The organism is Neptunicella plasticusilytica (genome assembly GCF_047922965.1).
GTDB classification, from domain to species: Bacteria; Pseudomonadota; Gammaproteobacteria; order Enterobacterales; family Alteromonadaceae; genus Neptunicella; species Neptunicella plasticusilytica.
Genome location: NZ_CP150481.1, coordinates 949,206 through 972,087, shown reverse-complemented (window position 1 = coordinate 972,087; position 22,882 = coordinate 949,206). Strand labels below are relative to the sequence as shown.

Annotated in this window: 14 protein-coding genes; 4 read left to right on the top strand and 10 right to left on the bottom strand. The window is 46.3% G+C overall.

What is annotated here, in order from left to right:
• Positions 1–40: 40 nt before the first annotated feature.
• Complete coding sequence (locus V1467_RS04220) at positions 41–3,289, bottom strand: glycosyl hydrolase (protein ID WP_416307557.1); 3,249 nt, start codon at positions 3,287–3,289, stop codon at positions 41–43.
• A gap of 377 nt (positions 3,290–3,666) precedes the next feature.
• Between V1467_RS04220 and V1467_RS04215 the strand changes: the two genes are divergently transcribed.
• Complete coding sequence (locus V1467_RS04215) at positions 3,667–4,674, top strand: LacI family DNA-binding transcriptional regulator (protein WP_416307556.1); 1,008 nt, start codon at positions 3,667–3,669, stop codon at positions 4,672–4,674.
• Here the strand turns inward: V1467_RS04215 and V1467_RS04210 are convergent, their stop codons facing one another.
• A complete protein-coding gene (locus tag V1467_RS04210; RefSeq protein WP_416307555.1) occupies positions 4,675–5,901 on the bottom strand; it encodes a mechanosensitive ion channel family protein in 1,227 nt (408 codons plus the stop codon).
• A gap of 341 nt (positions 5,902–6,242) precedes the next feature.
• Here V1467_RS04210 and V1467_RS04205 point away from each other — a divergent pair, with 341 nt between their 5' ends.
• Positions 6,243–6,869 (top strand): YitT family protein, encoded by a 627-nt coding sequence (locus tag V1467_RS04205; protein ID WP_416307554.1) that lies wholly within the window; start codon positions 6,243–6,245, stop codon positions 6,867–6,869.
• Here the strand turns inward: V1467_RS04205 and V1467_RS04200 are convergent.
• The 3 genes from V1467_RS04200 to V1467_RS04190 form a co-directional block, all read right to left on the bottom strand.
• Positions 6,866–7,834 carry an alpha/beta hydrolase gene (locus V1467_RS04200; RefSeq protein ID WP_416307553.1) on the bottom strand — a complete coding sequence of 323 codons (969 nt, stop codon included), beginning with the start codon at positions 7,832–7,834 and terminating at the stop codon, positions 6,866–6,868. The genes V1467_RS04205 and V1467_RS04200 overlap by 4 nt on opposite strands.
• A gap of 224 nt (positions 7,835–8,058) precedes the next feature.
• Entirely contained in the window at positions 8,059–8,583 is a 525-nt protein-coding gene (locus V1467_RS04195; RefSeq protein WP_416307552.1) for a hypothetical protein, read from the bottom strand.
• A gap of 325 nt (positions 8,584–8,908) precedes the next feature.
• Positions 8,909–9,625, bottom strand: coding sequence for a transposase (locus V1467_RS04190; RefSeq protein WP_416307551.1), 717 nt, complete (start codon positions 9,623–9,625; stop codon positions 8,909–8,911).
• 99 nt (positions 9,626–9,724) lie between these two features.
• On the opposite strand from V1467_RS04190, the gene V1467_RS04185 reads away from it, so the two are divergent.
• Together V1467_RS04185 and V1467_RS04180 are read left to right on the top strand one after the other, a co-directional pair.
• Complete coding sequence (locus V1467_RS04185; protein ID WP_416307550.1) at positions 9,725–10,459, top strand: IS4 family transposase; 735 nt, start codon at positions 9,725–9,727, stop codon at positions 10,457–10,459.
• Between the two features lie 164 nt (positions 10,460–10,623).
• Complete coding sequence (locus tag V1467_RS04180; protein ID WP_416307549.1) at positions 10,624–11,823, top strand: IS4 family transposase; 1,200 nt, start codon at positions 10,624–10,626, stop codon at positions 11,821–11,823.
• A gap of 73 nt (positions 11,824–11,896) precedes the next feature.
• On the opposite strand, the gene V1467_RS04175 is transcribed toward V1467_RS04180, so the two are convergent.
• From V1467_RS04175 to V1467_RS04155, 5 genes are all read right to left on the bottom strand, one after another.
• On the bottom strand, positions 11,897–13,447 hold the full coding sequence (locus V1467_RS04175; RefSeq protein WP_416307548.1) for a M17 family metallopeptidase: 1,551 nt from the start codon (positions 13,445–13,447) through the stop codon (positions 11,897–11,899).
• A 78-nt stretch (positions 13,448–13,525) separates the two neighbouring features.
• Positions 13,526–14,584 carry a DNA polymerase IV gene (gene dinB, locus V1467_RS04170; protein ID WP_416307547.1) on the bottom strand — a complete coding sequence of 353 codons (1,059 nt, stop codon included), beginning with the start codon at positions 14,582–14,584 and terminating at the stop codon, positions 13,526–13,528.
• Between the two features lie 139 nt (positions 14,585–14,723).
• Positions 14,724–20,675 carry a di-heme oxidoredictase family protein gene (locus V1467_RS04165; protein WP_416307546.1) on the bottom strand — a complete coding sequence of 1,984 codons (5,952 nt, stop codon included), beginning with the start codon at positions 20,673–20,675 and terminating at the stop codon, positions 14,724–14,726.
• A gap of 10 nt (positions 20,676–20,685) precedes the next feature.
• Positions 20,686–21,312: a PEP-CTERM sorting domain-containing protein gene (locus V1467_RS04160; protein ID WP_416307545.1), complete on the bottom strand. Its 627-nt coding sequence runs from the start codon at positions 21,310–21,312 to the stop codon at positions 20,686–20,688.
• A gap of 373 nt (positions 21,313–21,685) precedes the next feature.
• Entirely contained in the window at positions 21,686–22,792 is a 1,107-nt protein-coding gene (locus V1467_RS04155) for an acyltransferase family protein (RefSeq protein ID WP_416307544.1), read from the bottom strand.
• Positions 22,793–22,882: the final 90 nt, after the last annotated feature.

The following is a 22,882-nucleotide window of genomic DNA, read 5'->3' as shown; positions in this document are numbered from 1 at the left end:
CCCTCTTGTACATCGAGGGACCATAGCGGATGACATTGAGTTACTCGAAAACCACGTTATCAATGTAATAGGACGACTCTGACTCACTGTTGACCGCCCCCATAAAACGCACACCAAAGCCGCTTATCTCTCCCATATCAGCGATATCCAGCGATAATTCGGTTCCTCCAGATGCAAGTGCCACCGCACCGCCGTCGCGCCACACACCATCTTTATCTTTGGCAAACAGCTGTACTTGTACCGCCTCACCGGCATCCTTGGCATTGGCCGTAACTTTCAGCGTGCTGACATCGCCCAATAGCAGGCCGTCAGCCGGGTAGGTTTGCAGAATAATATTGTCGTCGCCGTCCACCAGTTGGGTGGTACCGGACAGGGAATATTGCCCGTCAGTCGTCCAGTCGGTAGCCAGATGAATTCCTGCCGCCGGCCCCCAGTTCACCTGGAACTCCCAGGTTCCGGTGCCTTCGAAGTCGTACAACACTTTGTCATCCGCACGGACATTATCCAGATAGAATTTTGCATCGCTGGCGGTGCTGTCGAAGTTTTCGATTTGCACGCCCAAACCGGCCAGCCAGGTATAGGCCGACACATCTACCTGCAACTCGATACCGTTGTCGGCTATCGCCATTGCGCCGCTGTCGACCCACTCCCAGTCATCGCCGTGTTTGATAAATAGTTTGATGGTAGTAGCGTCGCCGGCACCAACTGCGTGGGCTGAAACACTGATAGTACTGACATCAGTGACATCGATACCATCCACCGGATAGGCCTGAAATACCACGCCAGTCGGGTCGGTTTCTGCAGCTAGATCTTTATGCAGCGTCAGGGCCCGCGAACCGCTGGCAGCCCATTCATCAGTAACCGTAATACCCGCTGTATTGGCCCAGTTAATCTGCGCTCCCCAATCTGGCGTGGCAGGTTCAAAATCGTATAGAACTGTATCGTCGGCCCGCACGTTATCCAGATAGAATTCGGCGGCTGTTGCATTGCTGTCAAAATTTTCTATTTGAATACCTAAACCGGCCAACCACTCATAACCGGACACATCCACGCTTAGTTCAATACCACCGTCTGTTACTGGCATAGCGCCGGAATCCACCCACACCCAGTCATCGCCGTGCTTGATAAACAGCTTAATGGTAGTGCCAGCACCGGTATTAATGGCATTAGCATTGACAGTAATACTGTCTACGCCACTGACATCGATTCCTCCTTCGGGATAGGCCTGGAACACCACACCGGTAGGGTCGGTTTCAGCGCTCAGATCCTTAATCAGGGTTAATGCGTTGGCACCACTGGCTGACCAGTTGCTACTCACGCCAATCCCATCGGTATTGGCCCAGTTAATCTGCGCCCCCCAGTTGGCGGTAGAAGGCTCAAAGTTGTCCCAGCTACCGGGTTCTATCTTGGAACGACCACCGGGAATATCAGCCAGATTGATTACGCCATCATAGGCATAATTAGCATCAATAACCGCGCTATCAATACCATCGGGGCCGTAATCCCCACCGGAATTCCAGGTAATAAAGAAAGACCACCAGGCATTTTGCTGATGCATTAATTCAACATTAGGAATGGTACCGGTTTCGGTTAAGGCGATAAGTTTCTTGCCATTGTGGCGGTTTTTCAGGGTCGCATATTGCCCCTTGAACGGATTATCGGCATTGTTGGCGTCGTAACCGTCATAGCCGACAATATCCACATACTGGTCACCGGGATACCAGCTGACATCCAAATCACCTGTATAGGTATAAACCCAAATCAGGTTATTCAGCCCATGCACATTGGTCATGCGGTCGTACATCAAGACCCACAACTGTTTTAACGCATCGGCCCCCGCTGCCCCCCACCAGAACCAACCGCCTTGAGCTTCATGCAATGGTCGCCATAAAATGGGAATATCCGCATCAGCAAACTTTTTCAGTTCAGCCGAAACAGTATCAATATCTGCAATTAACGCCTGATATTCGGCGCTGGAGGTATCGGCCAAAGCCGCGGCCAAATCAAAGCTGGTAGCACGGGTATAAAAACCTGACCACCAGGCTTGCTGGTCACTGCCGGAATCATCCCCCACTCCGTCACCATCGGCATCCAGTAAATGCATGGGTGCATTCCAGTGCCATAAGGCGGAAAGGATCACATTTTTATCGTTGTGCGCCGCGATCATCGCTTCCGACAGACCTTCAGGATCGGCACCGTTAGCCACCCGGCTGGATGAAAAATCAATAAAATCGAAAGCCACAATAGCTGGTGCATCATCTCCGGTCGCGGCAACCACTTTATCAAACTCGGCTAGCGGGAAAGTGCCATCCACTTTGTTGCTGTACTCGGTTTGGCCTGACAAGGTAGCTGAACCGTAATTGGCGGCAAAATATTCCATTAAACTCACCGCTGAGGCCTGGGCATTTGGATTAACTAACGTGGCAGGCACCGGTAATGGTGCTGGTGGCTCGGCAGCCGGCACCATTTTGATGCTGTCCAGTCGGTAGTAATTCCACCCGCCACCTATTTCAATCAGGTTGTCACCTGCGGTCAGTTTGATAGTCCCTACCGGATAGTCGGCAAAACTGCCAGTCGCACTGATCACCAGCTCGGTATCCACGCCGTTGACGCTGACAATAGCATTTTTACTCCCATAGCCTGCGGAGGGGATACCGAAGCGTGCCAGCAGGCTAAAAAAGCTGTCCTGTTCGACATTGATAGTAAACTTGACTGATGCACCGGGTACAATGTCGGCAGTATGAGTACCGACTGCACCGGTTAAATAACCGTCAGATCCTTCTGAAATCAATCCAACCGATACAAGCTCGGCAACCGAACTGTCTTCAACTTCATAAACAATCAATACCTGCGGGTCGTATACCGTAATACTGGTAGTCGCCACCAAAGGTTCACCATCGGCGTCAACGGCTTGACTGCCATCCGCTTCCAGAGCAGCGATTTGGAAATCAAACGATTCGATGCCATCCACTTGGGGCATAGGAAAAGTTAATTGCTCTGCCGTCCAGTCTGTTACGCCTTCAATTGGTGTACCGCTGGTTTGTGTCCACTGGACACTTTGGCCGTTGACCGTCCCTACCAAGCGACCGGCCAAAGTAACGGTCGTGGCACTGCCCAGTTCATATTGCGCACTGTCAGGAGCAATAATACCTAATGGCCGCTCCTCCGGCGTGTAAGTCACCTGTTCAGTATTCAGCTTTGCCTCGTCGACACAACCTGTTGTAAAACCGGCAAGTAGCAACGCTAGCAGCAATGCGCCTCCCGGCCTGATGTTATCTAAAAATCTCATTGTTAACCCCTATATTAACTGTCGCCCGTCATCGACGCTGTCATCACAACACATAAAATGAACCGGTTCATTTTATCGTTATTAAAAAACCGGCCAATACAAATACGCAAAGTAACCGGTTACATTCAATATCAGGACAAACTTAAACCATCTCTTGAGTATTTACAACATAAAAACAATTGATTTACATTCCAGGGAAAAGAACTGATCCGTGACGAGAGGCACAATTATGTCCGAATTGGTTAATTTTAGTCTATTCATCACCTTAAAATGAACTGGTTCATTTTAAGGCTGGGCAGTTTTTGCTGGTATTATTTTCTACAACTTGCCAACATAACGCCTTTGCTGAACGAACATTAATTACACAGGCAAAACGCATGGCCACCATAAGAGACGTAGCGAAAGAAGCAGGATTATCGGTTGGTACCATTTCCAAAGTACTCAGTTCGCCCGAAAAAGTATCAAAGAACAATTTGAGCAAGGCCCAGGCAGCGATTAAAAAGCTGAATTACAAGCCCAATATGCTGGCGCAAAAATTCCGACATAAGCAATCCAGTACTGTAGTGGTGATGGTGCCCGATATCGCCAACCTGTTTTTTGCCCAGGTTATTAGCGGTATTGAAAAAGTGGCGCAGAAGAAAAACTACAATGTGCTCATTGGTGATACTGAAGATTCGACCAAGCGTGAAATGGAGTTTGTCCGTATGGTCGAAACCCGGTTGGCCGACGGCATTATTAATCTTCGCCCTTATCTAGCACATGATTCAATCCTGCCAAAATCCGGTGTGATTGCGATAAGTGCCGCTGGCTGTGAGAATACCCCCTATCCTTCCGTGCGAATAGATAATGCAGGAGCCAGTAAAAAAGTGGTGGACTACCTTATTTCGCTCGGCCATCGCCGAATAGGCGTGGTATCAGGCCTGGCGAATAACCCGCACAGCATTGACCGGCTGAAAGGTTATCAACTGGCGCTTGAACAAGCCGGTATTCCGTTTGATCCCGAACTGATTGTTGAAGGTGATTTTAACTTTTGGTCAGGCCTCAACGCGGTAGAATATTTTACCCGCATGCCCAGGCTGCCCAGCGCCTTGTTTTGCATGAATGACGAAATGGCCATTGGCGCCATGAAAGGATTAACTAATAAAGGCATTAAAGTGCCAGAACACATCTCGGTCAGCGGTTTTGATGATATGGAAGTCTCTCGGTACTGCACACCTACCCTCACCTCAATCGCCCAACCTGCAGGCAAGATTGGTGAAAAATCGGCAGAGCTGCTGCTAAGCCTTATCGAAGGCTCACAACCAAGCCAAATGGAACACGTATTACCCTATGAATTTGTAATCAGGGAAAGCACTGCACCGCCACGCAGTCCAGATAATTCCTGATTAAAGAATATTATCACCCCGTTCCGGATCTCGAGCTTGTTTGGCTTGCTGCCTGATATCTTCGGCATCACTGCTCAGATCGTCCATTTGCTGGTTGTCTTGCAGATCCTGACCAGTTTCATCCAGCACCGGTTGCTCGTCAAACTTGCGCTTTTTATCTTGTTCAACTGGCTCACTGCCGGTTTGGTGCAGCGTGATGCCTTGAGGAAAGATAATTTCCCGCGCATCATCCGGCATACTGATTCCCTGTTGTTCAAACTCGCGCATAATGGTGCGCATTAAAAATGACGACACCTTAAGCAAACTATGATGGTGGGTGTTGATCCAGAAATAGACTTTTAAATTGACCGTTGAAGATGCCAGCACGTCCACCAGCACCTGAGGTTCAGGATCCGATAACACCGCTTCGGTATTATTTAACACGCCAAGAGCAATTTTTTGCGATTCGATAATACTGGAGTCATAACCAATACCTATTACAAATTTGCCCCTGGATTTGGGATTGGCGGTAAGATTACGAATAATATTTTTATACACAGTCGCGTTAGGTATCTGGATATGATTGCCATCGAAGTCGACCAGCGTGGTGGCTCTGGCAGTGACCTGTTTGACCACACCCAAGCGGCCCTCAACCTCAATCACATCATCGATTTTGAAAGGCTTTTGAATACTCAGCAGCAGGCTGGAAATAAAATTCTCGGCGATATCCTTAAAAGCAAAGCCGATAATCAACCCCATCACACCGGTACCGGACAATAGCGCCACGGCAAAATCGCTTAAACCGGCAAAACGTAACAACAAATAAAAACCGAACAGGATAATCACAAAGCTGATTAAACGCCGGGTAACCACCTTGATTAACTCACTGGTGCCAATATAAGTGACAGGCTTTACCAATATTTCCGATAACGGACGCGCCAGCAGGAAAATCACAATAAAAAATATTAATCCCACTCCCATCATGGGAAGCTTTAATACAAAGCTGTGCCAAAGTTGTACTGTTTCTTCCCAGATGGCATTGCTCTCGCTGCTAACCCTTGTGTTGTTTTGTGCTGAAAACAGGCTGCCCGTCGATGCCTGTTCCTCCTGAATAAAAGGCAGATAAGCAGCGGTATCAGTTATACTGGCGGCGCGTGGCAAGGGGATTGAAGCATCGCCAAAGACATTCGCACCGGCGTGCCCCAAAGGTAAAAATATCAGTATCAATAAAGCCAGATAAAATCTCATAGTTTTATATTAGCGCATCTGTGGAGTTAATAGTCAAAATCGGCTGTTGCTTTCACTAGTCAGCTGCATCATTGTTTATTGTGTATGAATTTATTGACGTTTTGGCAGGTCATTTCATCTAAAAACGCTAGTCGGCCAAAACGTAAATATAACTAAACAAATCTGCCCGATTTGTTAATACTTTGCTTGTTCAGCCCTGTCCAACTCGGGGCTATTTACATCCTGATAACGAACAACCCCATAATCGATTTTGTCTTCGATGACAGCTCCAGCCCAGGTCTGGCGACATGATTTAAACCACGTAGAATGCGCGCCTGAAGGACAACAGAAACGGGGATCCCATGCAGCTACAGCACAAGGTTTATGAAGACATCTTTGCAATTTTTTGCAGTGCAGTGATGGTCGCACTGGGCTTGTCGTCGTTTAAAGCCGAAGGCTTGCTAACTGGCGGCACCGCCGGTATCGCATTAATTCTGAGTCACGTTATTCCAGCCAACTTTGGCCTGATGTTCTTTTTGGTCAATCTGCCATTTTATTATCTTTCAGTTAAGCAGCTGGGCTGGCTGTTCACGCTTAAAACCTTTATTGCCGTCACACTGGTATCAATGCTTGTCGAAAATATGCCCTACTGGTTTGAAGTCAAGATTTCCCATCCGATTTTTGCCGCCCTTGCCGGCGGACTCCTTATTGGTGTCGGACTGTTAGTGTTGTTCCGGCATAAATGCAGCTTGGGTGGCATCGGCATTCTGGCCTTTTATTTACAAAGCCGCTTTGGCATTCGCGCTGGTAAATTTCAGATGGCGGTGGATATGGGGATCCTGACCATTTCTCTGATCATCAGCTCTCCAATGATAACCGCACTGTCAGTGGCAGGTTCAGTTATGATGAATCTGGTGATTGCCATGAACCATAAACCCGGCCGTTATCAAACCCAAACCACGCAAATAAGCGCGCAACCAGCGAACTAGAGCGTGTTGGATAACAGGTTTGTATGGGACAACAAACCACGATTCCGCAGCCAGCGTTCCAGGTCGTTAAACCAGTCAAAGTTGTTACGCAATCCAAAACCGTGACCACCATCAGGAACAATGAGTAACTGGCTAGGCACCTGATGCCGATGTAACGCCTGATAGTAAACCAGCGAATTTTCTACCGGAACGGAAGTATCATCTCCGGCATGCACAATAAAAGCAGGCGGCGTGTTATCAGTAACCTGTCGCTCATTTGAAAAATACACACTTTGCTCTGGGCTAAATGCCGGGCCAATGAGATTATCTCGCGAGCCTTTATGAGTAATCTCATCCATAAAGCTGATAACCGGATAGATCAGAATCTGAAAATCAGGCCTGATATTATGCTCGGCCAATTCAGCTGTAACTGGGTTGTCAAAATGCACAGCTGCTGACGCAGTCAAATGACCTCCAGCCGAAAAACCCATAATACCGACTTTATCCGCGTCAATATGCCATGATTGTGCGTTTTTACGTACCAGACTGATTGCTTGCTGCACATCTTGTAGTGGTCCGAGACTTTTGTCTTGCATGCTTTGCGTCAATGGCATTCGGTATTTTAAAACAAACGCAGTCACACCTAACTGGTTGAATCGCTCCGCAACTTGTGAACCTTCTTTGACAATAGAAACACCCGCATAACCGCCGCCCGGACAAATAATCACAGCCGTACCGTTAGCTTTTGCTGGTTCAGGCCAATAAGCAGTAAGAGTAGGAAGAGTAATATCCATCAAGAAGGTATCAGGATGCGAGATATCGCGAACGTGTTCCAAATTAACGGTGGATTTAGCACCAGGAATATCACCGGGATACAGATTAAAAATTTCGGGCTCAGCAGTGTTTATATTATCCGCCACATCATTGGAAGAGGCACAACCGACCAGCAATCCCCAACATATTACAAGCAATAACTTGAATTTCATCGTTTTTACTCCTTTAGGAAAGGGCAGTTTAACTCTTTAAAATCCTGGCAGCTCAAAGTTGGACGAGGCGATAAAAAGTATAAAAGCAGACCAAAAGGGTCAGTGTCTGACCCTTTTGATCCCAATAACGATAAAATGAAAATCTATATATAATATTAGAAGCGGCAGTTTTATAATCAAAGAAAGGTGTTGTCCACAAAAATATGTGAGCAACAATAATTACTCTATTTAAACGTCAATGTACTAGATCTACGTAATTCATTTGACCATTCTGGACTACGATCAAGTCTTATTGGCGCGTAAGAAACTTCGTCTGTAACGCGCTTCGCAATAACAACCGGAGTAACTACATCCCCATCGTTATTTTCAATCCATAAAAGCGCACGTTTTAAATCTACAATTTTTGACTTAACGATATAGCTTTCTTCTTCTTTCGCATGAAATTTCAATGGAACATATGTACTAAATGTTCCCTGTTCGTTAGCAACTTGTAGGGTGTGGTTGCCGGGCTCAATATTGAGTGGAACCGCATAATGCTTTTTCGGCTCTTGAATAAATTGACCATCTATATTGACTATATATGTTGTATGATGATCATGAAAAAAACTATCCGACTTAACTTGAGAACCTACTAAATAACTCATTGTTTTGTTTGAACCGACAGAGTTAACCGCATAGAAATCTTGATCAACTGATTGACAAGCACACAGTGGTAATACAGCGAAAAGACTAAACATTATATTTCTCATAACTTTTCCTTTATAAACCCAGTGGGTTCCCTAATAAGTTTGAAATCGACCACTTCTAGAATTTATTAGCAATTTTGTTGCTATAACTAGAACTTTTAAATTCACTACATCTCAACAGCTTACCTAATAATAGTATACCTAATCGAATAAAAGTACAAAAAACAAGCAGGCTAAGTGGGCATTGCTTTCTATTCACCACTAAACAAAAAATTTATCGCATCATTTACCATACGGCTGTGGCTTTATTTGGGGTACATAGCAGATGCACATGATTGGTCATCAATACCCAGCGTGGGTTCAATAGGGTGGTTCAATAGGGTCAGGGTTATTGATTTTCTACCTTGTTCTTGTATCCCTTTGACTTTCTATCTCCACCTCGGGATTGTGGAAACGTTCTACGTCCTGTTTGTTGCTGGATTTCCTGCCTAAATCGATTATCACCCAATACCCAAGCCTTGTTTGTCGCGTCCCGAATTTCTTTTATGGTTAGCTCAGGGATGTGAGAATTGAATAGCGCTCGATAAACGTTCTTCCTTTCATCCAGATTTTTACTTAATGCCAGATACGCAGGATGAGAGGTTAATAATACTATATCTTTATCCAATGCATTTCCATGATAACTGGACCAGGGATACTCAGCCGGATGCCGCACCATATTTGCCCTAACCGGGTAAAGTTCGATATATCGACTGACCAACAAAAGATACTGCTCACTGTCTACTATTGTAGATTTATACCGCCCTTCCCATAACGTTCCTGACCGTTTATAGGTTTGATTGATATAACGTACATAGTATCGCCCCAAAGATTGCATTAACTGACTAACACCTTTTTCGGTATCAGGAGTCATTAACAGATGAACATGGTTGGTCATCAAGATATAGGCGTGAACCTTTACGCTGTATTTATTGGCATAATCTTTTAGCTTATCCAAATAGACAACGTAATCATCATCGGTAAAAAAGCACGCCTGTCGATTATTACCTCTCTGGATAACGTGCTGTGGAATATTTGGCAAGTTTAGCCTGGGAAGCCTAGCCATTTGAACACCCACTTGGGATTAAGGTGCAACTGAAAACAAACATAGCCTACCGAACCACAGTAAATCAATTACTCTGACCCCTTTGATTTTCCTTTAATTTTGCCTGTTGGTTGTCAGCCCATCATTGTTACCGACGCTGGCTATAAATCGCCTTGGTTTCGTGAAGTCAAAGCTTTAGGTTGGGACATTGTCGGGCGCATACGCAAACCGCATTTTTACTCAGTGGATAGGGGAACGACTTGGCAGTGCATTAGCCAACTGTATCAAATGGCCACACCACGAGCGAAGCGATTTGATAACGCTCAACTTGTTCGCTATAAGCCGTTCGACTGCACCTTGGTATTGGTTAAACAAAGAAACAAAGGCCGCCATGCCAACAACCCCGATGGCTCACCTAAGCACTCTGGTTTGTCGTTGAAACATGCCCAAAGTGCCAAAGACCCTTGGCTACTGGCAACGTCACTGCCTAAACATCGAAATCTGGCTAAACAGGTAGTGGCTATTTATCGTCAGCATATGCAAATCGAGGAGGGGTTCCGCGACATGAAAAGTACACGCTTTGGTTTAGGATTTGAGCAAAATAACACCGTCAAATCCGCGCGACTTACCATCCTAGTACTACTGACAACGTTAGCTTCAATGATAGCGATATTGCTGGGAATAACGCTCACGGTAGCCAATAAACATCGGCGTTTTCAGGCTAACACCGTGACCAAACAAGTGTTGTCTTTTCACACTCTGGGACTTAGAGCGTTGGTTGCAAAAACACGCTTTACCCAAAGCCAATGGAGACGTGCCTTAAAATGGTTCGATGAGAATGCTGAGATCGCATAGCTTGGCAGGTGATTGTGCGTAATTCGTGGGGATCTCTCAGGATCTGACCCTGAGCCATCCCCACGAATAATATATAAAAATCAAAAAGATAGTAAAAAACTGCGGAACATTCATGGCATTTGATGATCAGATCAATCGCCAAACATCACTGATGAACTCCTGCCATGAATGCAAATACTATCTTGAACAATACTCTGTCACTTGTCACCCTCAATATGCACAAAACAAGACGGACGGCGTTGTCGGTTTGCGTGCATAGCTTGCTAAGCGGTAATGCGGCTACCGTGACATCCATAGGTCGGGGGATTGACTCATCGGCACATGAAAAACACAATATCAAACGCGCTGACAGATTGTGCTCTAACCCGCATCTATTGCGTGAAGCAGATTACATTTATATGAGTATCTGTTATCTATTTGGGCGAATTTCCACTCGTCCTGTTCTTCTGGTGGATTGGTCAGATTTGGATGAATATAAAAGACATTTCTTGCTGCGCGCTTCGTTAGCCTTTGATGGCCGCTCCATCACCTTATACCAAGAAGTTCATGACATTAAAACCAAGGAAAAACCCGCCACTCATCAGCGTTTTCTGACTACGTTGAAATGCATGATGGGTGAAACAGTGAAGCCCATTATTGTGACCGATGCAGGTTTTAAAGTGCCTTGGTTCAGGCAAATACTTGGATTAGGCTGGGATTTTGTCGGGCGCACTCGCCAGCCCAATACGTTTTCATTGGATAACGGAGAAAGCTGGACCAACATCACGGGTTTATTTGATAAGGCAACAGCAACACCAAAGGGCTTCAGTGGCCATATCACCAAGAATAATCCTCTGGCTTGTCGATTGGTTTTATATAGGCAGGCCGCTAAAGGCCGCCACAATGTCAACCGTGACGGAGTACCCAAAAAATCCGGTACATCTAAAAGCCATTCCAAAGCAGGAAAAGAGCCGTGGTTACTCAGTACCTCACTTACTATAAACAGCAAGCTTGCTAAACAAGCCGTGGCTATCTATCGAACGCGCATGCAAATTGAAGAAGAGTTTCGAGACATGAAAAGTCGTTTGTATGGACTCGGCTTTGAACACAGCAAAAGTACATTATTGAGACGGCTGACACTGTTAATTCTGATTGCAACGCTTGCCTGTCTGGTGGCACTGCTCATAGGCTTAACGGCTGTCAGTGCCGGGTTACATCGGCGCTATCAGGCCAATACGACTAAGAATAAACGGGTACTGTCTTTTCAATTTATTGGGCGGCGGATAGTGCAAGATCCCCATGTTACATTAGTCAAACAGCACCTGAATGATGCCATCGAAACACTCCAACAAGGCATTCAGATGACGTGTGCAGGTGTTAATTAAATTCGTGGGGATCTCTCAGGGTCAGATCCAAATTAACTAATTAATATCTAACGTTGCGTAATTACATTCCGTTTCAGCGCAAGTATCTGGCCGACAACGCCACTACCGGCACGCCGGTGGGCATATCGTGTTGCCAGTCGCCGCTTTCTACTCCGCTGCCAGCAATATCGATATGGGTATACGAAAGCGGGTATTGGCTATTGATACAATGTTGATCCAGCCCGGAAGCTACCGTTAAAAACGCCATCGGGAACTGATGACCGCGCGCTGTACCTGACGACGGCGCATTGTTGCTGGACAATACATCATCTGCCAGACTGCGCGGGCGAATAAAATGGAAATCTTCGCGGCGGGAACGGGATATTTCGCTGGGGTCGCCCCAGACATCCCCGATTGCGGCTAAACGGGTTGAACAACCATGCGCCCGGGCTACGCCATTGTCCACCAGTGCAGTATAAGGCCCCATTGCCAGTGCCGCATGACCGGTTAAAGTTGCTACGGTAAATAATTCAACCTGATTCTCATTCACTGCCTGTTCGCGCAAGTGTGAAAGCAAATCAGCCATCACCAAGCGCCCTTCGGCATCGGTATTGCCTATTCGAACTCTAACACCTGCATGGCTTTGAATAATCTCATCGGCCACAAAAGCTTGTGATCCAATACTGTTTCTGACCACACCCAATTCGGCGACAATTTTCAATCCTTTGGGTTTCAATAACGAAGCCGTTTTAATAAAGCCCGCTACCGCCGCTGCGCCACCTTTGTCGCGGCTCATACCTGCCATATGACCACCGGTTTTGATATCGGCGCCACCGGTATCGTAAGTCACGCCTTTTCCGGCCAACATCAAGGTATTTTCGATAGGGCCCTCGCCGCAATACTCCAGCCGGATCACGCGAGGATGGTGGCTTTCTACTCCAATAGAAGCTCTGGCCACTGCCGAAAGTAACGGATAGTGATCAAGCAGACTATCTTTATCACATAACACCTCGACTTTTACAGGGCTATCGGTAAAAGCCTCAACACAATAATCAGCAAACTTGGGTGGTGCCATCCGCTCTGGTTCAGTTCCGCATAAATCCCGAGCCAGTCGCCGACCGGTTTCGGTCGCAACCAGCCAATCCAGATTAATTTTTTTAACCGCAAACAAACCGATACTTTCAACCGGTTCAACCTTGTTCTCGCCGATACTTTCGCGCGCTTCAAGAGGTTGCCACAATGCCTGACACATGGCCAGATAGGTCACTTCCAGTGCATGTTCGTATAATGGATTGTGTTGCAGTTTATCAACCACTAGTAACGGATTAAGCATGCCCGCATCACGTGCAATGGTGATGGCTTTTTTACCCGCATCGGCGAAACGCCGTACGTCATCATAATCACGCAACAGATTGCCGGTGGGGGCAAAAATCAGGCGCTGTCCAGCGATATCGGGATGGGTAATCAGTACAGGCTCGACGCCAGTACGGGCATCCAGTTCTTTATGTGCTTCAATAATTTGGGCTAGTTTGGAATGACGATAATCGGTGGTTTCGGGCGCAATAACAATAATGCCATCCCATTCACTGTGTTGTTCAATTGCCTGACCCAGATCTTTTACCCATAACGGAGTTGGAAATGCCATTTTTTATCCCGAAATTTACAGATTAGTGATATTTATTGTGGCAGAAAATTGAGATGACCCGCAAATAGGTTATCCAACTTAACCCGCTAAAGGTAATTCCAGTTGCAGAACATCTGCGTTACTGGGTAAACCGACATGTAAACCAACCAAACGAATACCGCGTTCAGCTCGGCGACTCAGCGCTTCAGCCAACAGTGAATGGAAAAAGTTTTTATCCAGATGGTTATAGCGCAGTTCAACCGTGGTTTGTTGAAAGTCGTTGAATTTAAGTTTAACCCCCTGGGTATGAATGGCCAGATTATGACTGACCGCTTTAAGGCGTTTTTCCAGCTTGGGGTAAAGCTGTTCGACCAGTGCCCAGCATTGTTGCTCGGTATAAATATCTTCGGCGATAGTGGTTTCTACTCCCACTGATTTGCGTTTGCGGTTGATTGTCACCGCACGATCATCAATTCCTTTGCTTCGCTGCCACAACACCGGGCCAAGTTTGCCAAAGGCTTTAAGTAGTTTGTCGAAAGGATAACGACGTACATCTTCGCAATAGAACAAACCCATCCGATTCAGTTTTTCCAGTGTGACTTTACCCACACCGGGAATTTTGCCCAAGGGTAAGCGACGTACAAAATCATCCAGCTTGTCGGGACTGATTACACAAATGCCGTTGGGTTTATTTTCATCGCTAGCTATTTTTGCCACAAATTTGCAGGGGGCCACGCCCGCGGATGCGGTGAGTCCTGTTTCAGCATAAATGGCCTGGCGGATATCTTCGGCAATTAACGTGGCGCTGCCGCCAAACAGCTCGCAATCACTGACATCCAGATAGGCCTCATCCAGCGATAATGGCTCGATAAGTTCGGTATAACGCTGGAAAATCTGCCGGATCTGGCGGGAAATCTGCACATAGAGTTCCATTCGCCCCGGAATCAACACCAAATCGGGACAAAGCTTTAGAGCATGAGCCGTTGCCATAGCTGAATGCAAACCAAATTTACGCGCCTGATAATTACAGGTAGACAAAACCCCACGCCTGTCACTGGCACCACCAATAGCGAGGGGCACATTGCGATATTCCGGGTTATCACGCATTTCGACTGCGGCATAATAGCAGTCCATATCGATATGGATAATTTTGCGCATGTTAGCTCACAAAATAACTGTACGTTAATACAGTTATTTTGCTCGAATTAACAAATTAGTCAAGGGATAACAAAGTTGACGAGAATTTTTTGTAGGGAATTAACTAAGAGGCCGAAGCCTCTTAGTTAATTAACGAGATTTACAATGAGTCAAGGAAACTTAACACGGCCGTTTTTTCACCGGCGGATAAATTCTGATAGTTGCTTTTGGCTACTTCAGCTTCACCGCCATGCCACAGTATGGCTTCTTCGATACTGCGCGCTCGACCATCATGTAAATAGCTGGGATCAGGATCACACACTTCATTCCCCTGTCCGCCAACAGGATTAATAACACCTCCGGTTACACAGGCGGACAAGCCAATACCCCATAATGGTGTCGTTCTCCACTCAGCACCTGTTGCCTGATCTTCGCCAAGATTATCAGCCAGTCCGGGCCCCATATCATGCAATAACATATCGGTATAAGGATGGATTGTCTGATCCCTCAATTCGGCAAAAGGGTGATATTCACTGGTCTGCAGCGTTGGTGTGTGGCAACCAGCACAACCGCTCTGGCTAAACAACTGCTTGCCTTGCTGTACCAGCGGATTATCCAGATCGCGTTGAGCCCGCACCCCAAGTAATGCGGTGTATTTAACCAGATCTTGCAGATGCTGCTCGTCCAGCTCAATCCCGCTACTACCACAACTGTCCTGTTCAGAACCACAATCGGGTTCAGGTAACACAGACGTTGTGACACCAATATCGGTATTCAACGCTGCTGCAATCTGATGTCTGATACTGACTTTGGCTGCTTTCCAGCCAAAACGCCCCAAGCGGATATCACCAGTTTCCGGATCAGTACTACGTTGCGCCCTACCGGAGATACCATCGTTATCCAGATCATTCACATCTTCCATTGCCAGGATGGTCGATTCTGGAATCGCCTCTAACAAGCCTATTCCCACTAACTGCGGAGCAATACGCGCCGAAAAGGTCGCGGGTGTGGCTTGCGAGAACTGATAATTAGGTGATCGTAAGCCGTTTTCTTCGGTCCAGAATTCAATCGATACCGAACCTTCATCACCAATATCAGTTGTTTTGGGTTGCAATATCCGACCAATATAAGGATCGGGATTGCCATCTGCATCACCGACCTGAAAAACCCATTTATCTAGCGGCAACCCTTCAGCAACGGGCGCAGCTCGGCCATTGCGCTCATGACAACCGGCACAGCTGGCATTGATATAATGATTACCGGCTTTGCCAGCCATTTCATCAAACACACCATTTTCAGGACTTTCATCATGTTGTCCGTTAGCGAAATTGGTATGGAACAGACGACGCCCCAAAACAAAAGGTTGCCCGTTAACATGAGACAGATTAGTGGCCATTTGCATAAAGTGATTATCCGGCTCATTGGTATAGTTATACGGCAAGGTTGTCGTTCCGCCCAGCCACCCTTGAGTCGCAATTGGATAGGAGTCTTCCCGCTCGGATGATTTATCATCAAAATCACCTACCGTCTTCCAGGGCACCATACCTTGACCGATAATGTACAGGTAAGTGGTACCGTAGTAATTGGAACGTCCTTCGGGTTGACCATCCAGAAACTGACTGACTTCCAGTTCCATCCTTTGACCAATTGCCAACGGCGTAACAGGATCGGTTGGCTGCCAGTTCAAGCCCTGATATTTAGTGATTTTAGTGGTGTATTTGTATTGTACGCCACTATCACTGACTTTATTGAAATCATTATCCCAGGTACCTGGTCCCTCTTCGGTTACCGGCCATTGTGAATCTGTCTGTAAATTGCCATGATATTCGGCCACGGTATTTAAACCGCGATACCAGACCCTAAACTCACGAGCTCCCAATTTCCATTCCGAAATAAAGGTCACATCTATGGTTTCACCGCCTTTAGCAACATAATCCTCGAACTGAAAGCGGGCTGTACGATGGGTCCAGTAATGGGATAAATAATGATCATAAATCTGGAACTGATCCTCTTTGGCATGACGGTCGCGACCACGATCAGCAAAACGGGTAACCAATGCGTCACCGCGATCATAGGAAATGGCCTGCTCCAACGGCGTATTTTCATGGAAAAGCGGGATCACGTCACCTACGCCTGCCGCATATTCAACCGTCCACCAGACTCCACCCAGTCCTTCACCTGCGGTCTCACCGGCTGAGGTGTCTCCTGTATAAAAATAGAGTGGCCGTCCCTGATGGGTTGCCTGGATGCTGCCATCACTGCGGGTAATGGTAGATAAGCCGGCTATGCCTGATGCATTGCCGTCAGTAACCAGTAGTGGAGGCCAGTTTTCCTGGCAGCCCGCATTACAAACACTGCCATCTGTGCCGTTATCATTGTCAAAGACGTACAAGGTAAACCCGTTACGTGAAGAACCACTTCCACCAACCAGAATATTATTCGCAGACGACACTTCATGCACTGCAGGAATCACTTCACAGCCAAATGCGTCAACGGATACGCCTTCTTCTGTACCCAAACATTGATCGAGATCATCAGTGACACCATCACTGTCTTCATCACCATAATCGGGTAAAGCACAACCGACCGCATCAACCGCAACACCGGTATCAGTTCCAAGGCATTGATCAAACTCATCGGCAATGCCATCACCGTCTTCATCATCGACAATATCCAAAGGGCAGCCGACTTCGTCAACTGCTACCCCTTGATCAGTTCCAGCGCACTGATCAGTACTATCACTTACACCATCGTTATCTTCATCGGTGACCGCTGAGTCACCTAACGTAAAAACCGACGGATTCGAATCTGTCGCCCCCCCTTCATCTCGAAGATAGGTGAACCAATAGATAATTTCATCGCCGTCAGACAGGCCGGATACAGAAAATATATTGCGACCATTGACGTTTTCCATGCGCACATTCAGCTGTCCACCTCCGTTTATGGTGTAATGAACATCTGCCCAACCGGTGGTGTTAACGTAAAAATACACACTATCATCATCGTCTTGTACAATGCCCGTGAGTGAAGTGGTTACAACAGGGCAACCCACGTCGTCTACCAACACAGATGATTCAGTGTCTGCGCATTGGTCAATACTGTCTTCTACTCCGTCACCATCACTATCAGTACTTACCACCAATACACAGCCATTAACATCTACCGGGCTGTTTGGTGGCGTATTGGCACACTGATCATGAGTATCATCAATCCCGTCATTGTCACTATCAACGACTGCCGCTGACTGACTGGTGAAAATCACATTATCCAGATGATAAATCGCTCCCTGCGCTTTGCCCCACTCAGGGAAAATCATCACAATTTTGACCTGGGATAGATCCAGCCCTGCGGCTGCAAGATCTGATAATTGATAGGTGAAGTGTTGCCACTGCCCTATTTGCGGGTCCTGCCCTTCATCACTTTGATTAAGTTCAAGCTGAGCAAATGCGCCGCCCAAGGCTTCCACTTTCAACAAAATCAGTGCACTGGTATCGGTTGGCGGGTTCACCAATTTCAGATCAAATTCCAGTGTACCGTTGGTCAGTTGGGTTAAATCCACGACAGAACTGGCAAACAGACCACTTACCGTGCCCACCGGTCCGTAAAAATCGACTTTTATCACTTGACCATGATTACCGTCAGGATCATTAACTTCAATTAAGCTCGCGTTGGCACAACAATCCCACAAACTCCAACCTTGCGCTGTTGCTTCGTCAAACAAAACTAACTCATCAGTGGGTACCGGCGGTGGTTGCACTACTTCACCGCCTTTTGTGAGTTGCACATTGTCTACCTGCATGATCACGCCTTGTTGATTGCCCCACGCAGGGAAGACCACTAATGGCGTATCGACCTGAAACACATTCAAACTTGAACCCGGATTATTAACCAAATCCACCACAGGGATTTTATAATGTGTCCACACACCAATGTCCGGTGCAGCGATAGGATAGTCACCTGAACCACAAGGGCTACCACAATCCATTTTGGCCATAAAGGTGCGATCTGCACGAGGATCCGCTACCACATTCAAGTCAAATTCAACATAACTAAAAGCGCTAACATCAAGTTTTAACGGCGTTAGATCACGCTGCAACATAGTCTGGAAATACACCACAGACTCGTTAGTGTTAAAGGTTATTTGCTTGACTTGGCCATGACTACCATCCGCGGCAGCAACTTGCTCAATGTCTACACTACCATTTGCAACATATTTGTTGATCCCAAATGGAGTGTGGTCCTGCTCGTCAAAAATAGTCGCGACTTCATTGTGAGATAAATCAAACTCATAACGAACGTTATCCAAGGTGAAGTTCATCGCGGCGGTGGGTTCGACCACAAAAGGGTTAACAACCTGTGTCAGATCAACAAAATTACCTGGTGCATAACGGTTACCTCCCGCAGCAATATCGGCTATAGGAATACGTACCTGCGCCCATTCACCGGTTGCTGGCAACGTCACACTATAGTCACTTACCGCAGGCCAGCCACTATCCAGTTTCACCAGCAACTCAGCCGCGGGATCAGCGCTATTCACTTTTAAATCAAACGTTAATACACCAAACTCCTGCCAACGGGATAAGTCGGCAACAGGAGGATAAGCAAAAAACACATTACCGGTAGCTGTAGTTTTATCAATATTGACAACATTACCGTGCCCTTCTTCTGCCTGTTCACTAATTGTTATGCTGCCTTCGGGGTTGTAACTTTCGAAAGTCAAACCATCAGCTAATTGATCGATATATAAATTAAATACTGCTTCTTGCCCAAAACCCGTTTCCGGATTGACAATTTCAGGAGGCTGATGGCCTTCGACTATTTGAGGATTATCGCCTATGCTGGCGCAACCTGTCCCTTCATTGGGATTAACGGAGCACTCGTAAACCCGTACATAATCCACCTGCATGGTTTGCGGAAAGACCGATTCATCAATGCCGCCTTCATTTACATTACCAGCCCAAGCGCCGCCAACCGCGAGATTTAGCAACATATGAAAGCGCTGGTTAAACGGCGCATCTTCTTCGCCATTAACCGTCAAACCTTCCTCATTGGTATATTGGCTGTACCAACCGGTTTCGCGTTGAGTGGCAAAGTGAACACCGTCCACATACCAGCGAATTTCTCCTTTTTCCCACTCCAGTGCATACTCATGAAAATCATCCGCCGGGTTTAAGCCATCGGGCAATTTATAAGGTGCGCCGGATGACACATTTCCCGGCCAGGTTTTACCAAAATGCAAGGTACCGTGAGTGCGGCTTTCCGGAGTATTGGCAGGCACACCGGCTTCATCAGAATTGGCTTTAAGGTTAACTGCCTCCATAATGTCGATTTCACCCGATGCCGCCCAGCCACCATAAACATAATCAGTCGGTAACATCCAGATCGCGGGCCAAGTTCCCTGACCTGATGGTAATTTGGCACGAATTTCAAAACGACCATATTTCCAGTCGCCCTTATTCATGGTGCGCAAACGTGCCGAGGTATAAGGCAGGGTTGCGGTATTACTCATATCTCCGTCCACTTCGGCAGGACCGGTAAAGGTCTCTCGCTGGGCCTTGATAGTGAGGACGCCGTTATCTACCCAGGAATTAACCGGGCGGTCGGTATAACATTGTTGTTCACCATTACCGCCTCCCCAGCAATTCACTTCAAAACCCCATTTAGAAGTGTCGATCTGGGCGCCATCAAACTCATCATTCCAGACCATTGTCCAGTTGGAGGTGTCAGCGTCGCTTTGTAGGGCCGTATCGAAAACCAGGCTGGTACGTCGATCATAAGTAAACTTTGCCGTTACTGACATTGACGAGCCAGATGCCAGTTCATTCGCCAACAAATCAAAATAGGGCAAGCTTTCACTGGTCAATCCATCTGGCTCTATCACTGCCAGTGTCGTATTTGGGATCAACAACCGGAAAGGCCCCTGCAAAGTTTCAGCGCTATTGTTGGTTATCGTAACCTGAACAACATAGGCTCCTTCAGTTCGGACATAACGGGCTCTGGATTGAGAAACAGAAACATCTTCAGCAACATTGTCCCAATCAGCCAGTGCACTATTGGACAGTAAAATCAGCAGAGCGCAGTAAAGACCTTTTAGAATTGAAATAGGTTTCATCTGACACCTCTTAGTTAAACTTAAAAGCGCGATTAGGCAGAAAAGCCAACCTACGACTGATAAAACCGACTAGCCCTAAAGCAAAAAGCGCCAGGCTGCCGGGTTCGGGAACTTGTCCCGCAACCTTATCTAATGAAACAGAACTGATTGACACATTTGAAGTCGAGCCGTCATCAGGAATTTCATCGTATAGATAAAAAGATAATGACCAGTTCTGATTAACATAATTATTGACTAAATCAGATGCGCTTATAGATAAACTGACGGAGTTTGCCCCCACCATCAGATCTTGTGGCAACAACAAATCATAAAGTTCAAAATCCTGGTTCAACAGGCTGATGAAGAACGAATCCTCAATATCGGCTTGTGATGTATTGAAGGTAAAGTCGACAGATAGTAAATAATCAAAACCGTCGTCAAATACCACATCTTGCCATAACTCGGCCTCATAATTATTGTCATCAATATTTAGTTCCGCGGCACAATTTCCTGGAGCACCACTGACACTCACATCTCCGAACTGCTCCCAAGTATTTAAATTGCAGGAACTGGCGAAATCCCCATTGGTGATGGCGGCAGCCATTGCGTTGCTACTGGCCAATAGCCAGGCCGATATCAGTATTATTTTTTTACTCATGTTGTTCTCTCCTACCTAACGTATATTTGATTTTTATTATTTTATGAAAGCGCTTTCATTTAAAAACTGAAAGCGCTTACATTTATTTAACATTTAGAGAGTATGAGATGGATGAATATTAATCAATATTTTTCGGAATAAAGAAAAACGGCAAAATTTGAATTGCCAAGTAAAGGAGTTATGACCAAATGATTACGTAACAATATGTTTATATTGATTTTTTAAGCGGATTAAGAGTGTACGGATTAGTTCAATATGCTTAGCACTTGCTCACTTATAACAATTTAGAATAAAACATTAATTTAACAACCCCCGTTAATTCGCAACCAATACCCAGCCAATAGAATACTGGCTGGGTAAGATCGGGGCAGTTTTATAATTTTACAAACCACTTTTTACGATACAGAAAATGAGCCAACGCATAAAACAGGCTAACAATAATCAGTGCAAATAGTAGTGAGGCATTTTTAGCACTCATATATTGGTTAAGGAACATAAAACCGTACTGGTAAGCACTCACCGTTTGACCGTCGAAGTTCATTTCAATCAACTCAGACAGGGTAACCGCTAATAAACCCGATCCCACATATACCACCAAAGGATTGCTGCCGTAAATCCGCAAGGTTTCCAGCCCGAAGCGCCACCCCTTGGCTTCCCACATCCAGATTATTAACGCCAATACAGCCATCGCAACACCTGCTGTCAATAATACAAAGGATCCAGTCCACAGACTCTTGTTAATCGGATGTACCTGATGCCATAGACACGCCACCACAATCAGTATCGCAGCCAGAATAATCAATGAACGGATCTGCTTGCCAAAACCGTCAATATTCTGCAACCACAAGCTAGTTAAATAACCACAAAGCAGCGTAACGATGGCTGGTATAGTACTTAGTAAACCTTCAGGATCAAAAGGTAAGCCTTTGCCCTGCCATAGATGATTAGCCCCCAACAGGGCCAAATCAATTTGTCTGACCAGATTGGTTTCCAGTCCATAAGGTTGAGCGCTGCCCAATGCCATTACCAACCAGTAACCCAACAATAAACCCGCACTGCAAATAATCAGCGATCTGACCGACAAAGTTAAAATCAGTATTGCGCCAAACAGATAACACAGCGCAATACGTTGTAACACACCCAGTATCCGCCATTCGTCTGGTGACGAATCAAACGGAAATATATTGAGCACAAGCCCGATAACAAACAGCAATAGAGCGCGCTTGGCTATTTTTCCCCAGGGAACGATCCCCGCCTGTACTGCCGCGCTTAATGAATAGGACATCGCTGCACCAACAATAAAAATAAAGAACGGGAATACCATATCGGTAGGCGTCGCCCCACTCCAGTCGGCATGCAGAAATGGCCAATAAACATGACTCCATGAACCTGGAGTATTGACCAGAATCATCAGTGCGATGGTTAAACCGCGCAGGACATCAATAGCGGCAACCCGCTGTTTTTTTGGATTTTGTTGCATAAAGATACTCCAGTTTAATTATTGTTATAAAGGTCATGGGTGACAGATACTTTACTGGTTCATCAAATAAAATGACAGCGTTGTCATTTA

What these genes read in the sequence shown, in the direction of transcription:
- V1467_RS04180 (WP_416307549.1), top strand. Translation starts at nt 10,624, where the DNA reads ATGAATGCAAATACTATCTTGAACAATACTCTGTCACTTGTCACCCTC.
- V1467_RS04200 (WP_416307553.1), bottom strand. Translation starts at nt 7,834, where the DNA reads ATGAAATTCAAGTTATTGCTTGTAATATGTTGGGGATTGCTGGTCGGT.
- dinB (WP_416307547.1), bottom strand. Translation starts at nt 14,584, where the DNA reads ATGCGCAAAATTATCCATATCGATATGGACTGCTATTATGCCGCAGTC.
- V1467_RS04165 (WP_416307546.1), bottom strand. Translation starts at nt 20,675, where the DNA reads ATGAAACCTATTTCAATTCTAAAAGGTCTTTACTGCGCTCTGCTGATT.
- V1467_RS04210 (WP_416307555.1), bottom strand. Translation starts at nt 5,901, where the DNA reads ATGAGATTTTATCTGGCTTTATTGATACTGATATTTTTACCTTTGGGG.
- V1467_RS04160 (WP_416307545.1), bottom strand. Translation starts at nt 21,312, where the DNA reads ATGAGTAAAAAAATAATACTGATATCGGCCTGGCTATTGGCCAGTAGC.
- V1467_RS04155 (WP_416307544.1), bottom strand. Translation starts at nt 22,792, where the DNA reads ATGCAACAAAATCCAAAAAAACAGCGGGTTGCCGCTATTGATGTCCTG.
- V1467_RS04175 (WP_416307548.1), bottom strand. Translation starts at nt 13,447, where the DNA reads ATGGCATTTCCAACTCCGTTATGGGTAAAAGATCTGGGTCAGGCAATT.
- V1467_RS04190 (WP_416307551.1), bottom strand. Translation starts at nt 9,625, where the DNA reads ATGGCTAGGCTTCCCAGGCTAAACTTGCCAAATATTCCACAGCACGTT.
- V1467_RS04215 (WP_416307556.1), top strand. Translation starts at nt 3,667, where the DNA reads ATGGCCACCATAAGAGACGTAGCGAAAGAAGCAGGATTATCGGTTGGT.
- V1467_RS04205 (WP_416307554.1), top strand. Translation starts at nt 6,243, where the DNA reads ATGCAGCTACAGCACAAGGTTTATGAAGACATCTTTGCAATTTTTTGC.
- V1467_RS04195 (WP_416307552.1), bottom strand. Translation starts at nt 8,583, where the DNA reads ATGAGAAATATAATGTTTAGTCTTTTCGCTGTATTACCACTGTGTGCT.
- V1467_RS04220 (WP_416307557.1), bottom strand. Translation starts at nt 3,289, where the DNA reads ATGAGATTTTTAGATAACATCAGGCCGGGAGGCGCATTGCTGCTAGCG.